At 70.0% G+C, this 3,852-nt stretch carries 3 protein-coding genes; all 3 read right to left on the reverse strand.

Features of this window, described 5'->3' with window-relative positions:
• Positions 1-1,257, reverse strand: a 1,257-nt coding sequence (gene hutH / locus ACK42S_RS16360) for a histidine ammonia-lyase (protein ID WP_409709991.1), incomplete at its 3' end; no start/stop codon positions are given.
• Positions 1,258-1,259: 2 nt separating this feature from the next.
• Positions 1,260-2,963, reverse strand: coding sequence for a urocanate hydratase (gene hutU / locus ACK42S_RS16365; protein ID WP_409709994.1), 1,704 nt, complete (start codon positions 2,961-2,963; stop codon positions 1,260-1,262).
• A 35-nt stretch (positions 2,964-2,998) separates the two neighbouring features.
• Positions 2,999-3,852: YjiH family protein (locus ACK42S_RS16370; protein WP_409709997.1), on the reverse strand; the 854-nt coding region annotated here is incomplete at its 5' end.

The raw sequence follows: 3,852 nt of genomic DNA on the forward strand, positions 1-3,852 counted from the left end.
CACATGGTCTTCCTGGTTGGCGCTGGTGGGCAGGCTGTCCACGCTGGCCGGGTGGGCGAGCGACTTGTTCTCCGAAGCCAGGGCGGCGGCGGTGACGTGGGCGATCATGAAGCCGCTGTTCAGCCCGGGGTTGTCCACCAGGAAGGGTGGCAGCCCCGAGAGGGTGCTGTCGATCAGCAAGGCGATGCGCCGCTCGGACAGCGCGCCGATCTCGGCCAGCGCCAGCGCCAGGGTGTCGGCAGCGAAGGCCACGGGCTCGGCGTGGAAGTTGCCCCCCGAGAGCACCTCGCCTGTGTCGGCAAAGACCAGCGGGTTGTCGGTGACGGCGTTGGCCTCGATGAGCAGCGTGCGCGCCGCCTGCATGATGAGGTCGCGGCAGGCGCCCATCACCTGGGGCTGGCAGCGCAGGCTGTACGGGTCCTGCACGCGCTCGTCGTTCACCACGTGCGACTGCCGGATTGCGCTGCCTTCGAGCAGGGCGCGCGTGACAGCGGCGCTGGCGATCTGCCCCGGCTGGCCGCGCAGCGCGTGGATGCGCGCATCGAAGGGCGTGTCGCTGCCCTTGGCGGCGTCGACGCACAGCGCGCCGGTGAGGCTGCCGGCCTCCAGCAGGCGCTCGGCCAAGAACAGCCCGTGCAGCGCCAGCGCGGTGGACACCTGGGTGCCGTTGATCAGGGCCAGGCCCTCCTTGGCGGCAAGCCGCAGCGGCGCGATGCCGGCGGCCTGCAGCGCGGCCGCGGCCGGCACCACGCGGCCGTCCATGCGCACCTCGCCCTCGCCCATCAGCGCCAGGGTCATGTGCGACAGCGGGGCCAGGTCGCCTGAGGCGCCAACCGAGCCCTTGGACGGGATCTGCGGCACGATGCCGGCGTTGAGCACCGCCAGCAGGGTGTCGATCACCACCGGGCGCACCCCTGAATGGCCGCGCGCCAGGCTCGCGGCCTTCATCGCCATCACCAGCCGCACGGTGGCGTCGCTCATCGGCTCGCCCGTGCCCACCGAATGCGAGAGGATGAGGTTGCGCTGCAACTGTTCGAGCTGGGCGTCGGGGATGCGCGTCTTTGCCAGCTTGCCAAAGCCGGTGTTGATGCCGTAGGCCGCTTCGCCGCGCGCGACGATGGCGTCGATGGCCGCCGCCGAGGCCGCAATGGCTGCGTGCGCGGCCTCGGGCAGGGCCACGCGCCGGGGCGCCGCCCACAAGGCGCGCAGCTCGGCCAAGGTCAGCCGGCCAGGGGTGAGAACCAGGGTGTCGTGCATGCTCAGGTCCGGTCGATCATGGGCAGATTGAGCCCCTGTTGCTTCGCGGTGGCAATGGCCAGTTCGTAACCGGCGTCGGCGTGGCGCATCACGCCCGAGCCGCAGTCGTTGACCAGCACACGCCCCAGGCGCTCGGCAGCGGCATCGCTGCCGTCGGCCACGATGACCATGCCCGCATGCTGGGAGTAGCCCATGCCCACGCCGCCGCCATGGTGCAGGCTGACCCAGGTGGCGCCGCCGGCGGTGTTGAGCAGGGCGTTGAGCAGCGGCCAGTCGGAGACGGCATCGGTGCCGTCGCGCATGCCTTCGGTTTCGCGGTTGGGGCTGGCCACCGAGCCGGTGTCCAAGTGGTCGCGGCCGATCACGATGGGCGCCTTGAGTTCCCCTTTGCGCACCATCTCGTTGAACGCCAGGCCCGCGCGGTGGCGTTCGCCCAGGCCCAGCCAGCAGATGCGCGCGGGCAGGCCCTGGAAGGCGATGCGTTCGCGTGCCATGTCCAGCCAGCGGTGGGTGTGGTGGTTGTCGGGGAAGAGCTCCTTGATCTTGGCGTCGGTCTTGTAGATGTCTTCCGGGTCGCCCGACAGCGCCACCCAGCGGAACGGCCCCTTGCCCTCGCAGAACAGCGGGCGGATGTAAGCCGGCACGAAGCCGGGGAAGTCGAAGGCGTTCTTCACGCCCTGGTCGAAGGCCACCTGGCGGATGTTGTTGCCGTAGTCCACGGTGGGCACCCCCATCGCATGGAAATCGAGCATGGCCTGCACATGCGCGGCGCAGCTGCGGGCGGCGGCGTCTTTCAGCATCGCGTGCATTGCAGGGTCACGCTGGGCGGCCTTCCACTGCTCGACGGTCCAACCGGCCGGCAGGTAGCCGTGGATGAGGTCGTGGGCCGAGGTTTGGTCGGTCACCAGGTCGGGCTTCAGGCCACCGGCTTTCGCACGTTGGACCAGCTCGGGCAGCACCTCGGCGGCATTGCCCAGCAGCGCGATGGAGACGGCCTCCTTGCGCTCGCAATGGTGGCGTACCATCGCCAGCGCCTCGTCGATGTCGCGGGCCTGCCGGTCCACATAGCGCGTGCGCAGGCGGAAGTCGATGCTGCTTTGCTGGCACTCGATGGTCAGCGACACCGCGCCGGCCAGGGTGGCCGCCAGCGGCTGGGCGCCGCCCATGCCGCCCAGGCCGGCGGTGAGGATCCACCGGCCCGACAAGTCCCCCCCGTAGTGCTGGCGGCCGGCCTCGACGAAGGTCTCGAAGGTGCCCTGCACGATGCCCTGGCTGCCGATGTAGATCCAGCTGCCGGCGGTCATCTGGCCATACATGAACAGGCCCTGGCGGTCCAGTTCATTGAAGTGCTCCCAGGTGGCCCACTTGGGCACGAGGTTGGAGTTGGCGATCAGCACGCGTGGGGCATGGGGGTGGGTCTTGAACACGCCGACCGGCTTGCCCGACTGGATCAGCAGCGACTCGTCGTCGTTGAGCTCGCGCAGGCAGGCCAGGATGCGGTCGAAGCAGGCCCAGTTGCGGGCGGCGCGGCCGATGCCGCCGTAGACCACCAGGGCCTGGGGGTTCTCGGCCACGTCGGGGTCGAGGTTGTTCTGCAGCATGCGGTAGGCGGCCTCGGTGAGCCAGCTCTTGCAGTGCAGCTCGGGGCCGCGCGGGGCGCGGATCACGCGGGTGGGGTCGTAGCGGGGGTCGGGGTTGGCGGTCATGATGGGCTCCAGGGCAGGCGGGTGGGGGCGCAGACTCAGGCCGGCAAGACGAGCCAGCCCAAGGCCAGGCCGGCGCGCAGGGCGACGGCACCGAGGACGATGCTCAGCAGGCTGCGCAGCAGCCAGATCACGAGCAGGTCGCGGAACTTGACGGGGATGCGGGTGGCCAGGATGCAGGGCACGCAGCCGGACAGGAAGAGCACCGTGCTGATCGAGACCAGGGCCACCAGGAAGCGCAGCAGGAACTCGGCGTCCTTGAGCAGGATGGCCGGCAGGAACATCTCGGCCAGGCCCGAGGCAAAGGCACCGCTGGCGGCGGCAGCGTTTTCCAGGCCCAGCACGGCACCGGCGACCCACAGCGCGGGCTTGAGCAGCACGCCGATCCACTCGAACACCGGCGTGAATTTGGCCAGGCACAGGCCGGCGAAGCCCACCGCGAGGATGCTGGGGGCGACCACGGCGGACATCTGCAACCCGTCCTTCAGGTGGGTCCACAGCATCCGAGGCAGCGGCTCGCGAGACTGGTAGCGCGCCACACCCGCTTGCAGGGCCCGCTGCCAGCGGTTGCCGGCGGCCGGGTCATGGTCGTCCTCGGCGGGGGTGGGGCGGCGGTCGTCCATGCCGGCGATGGGCGGCAGGTAGGCCGTGATCGCGGTGACCGCGAAGGTCACGACGAAGCTGGCCCAGAAGAAGAACGTCCAGTGCTCCATCAGGCCCAGGGTCTTGGCCACGACCACCATGAAGGTGGCCGATACCGTGGAGAAACCCGTGGCGATGACCATGGCCTCGCGCACGGTGTACTTGCCCTGCTGGTACATCGCGTTGGTGACGAGCAGGCCGATGGAATAGCTGCCGACGAAGGAGGTGACGGCGTCGATGGCCGAGTAGC

The sequence above is a fragment of the Caldimonas sp. genome, from assembly GCF_046289365.1.
Lineage (GTDB): Bacteria > Pseudomonadota > Gammaproteobacteria > Burkholderiales > Burkholderiaceae_C > Caldimonas.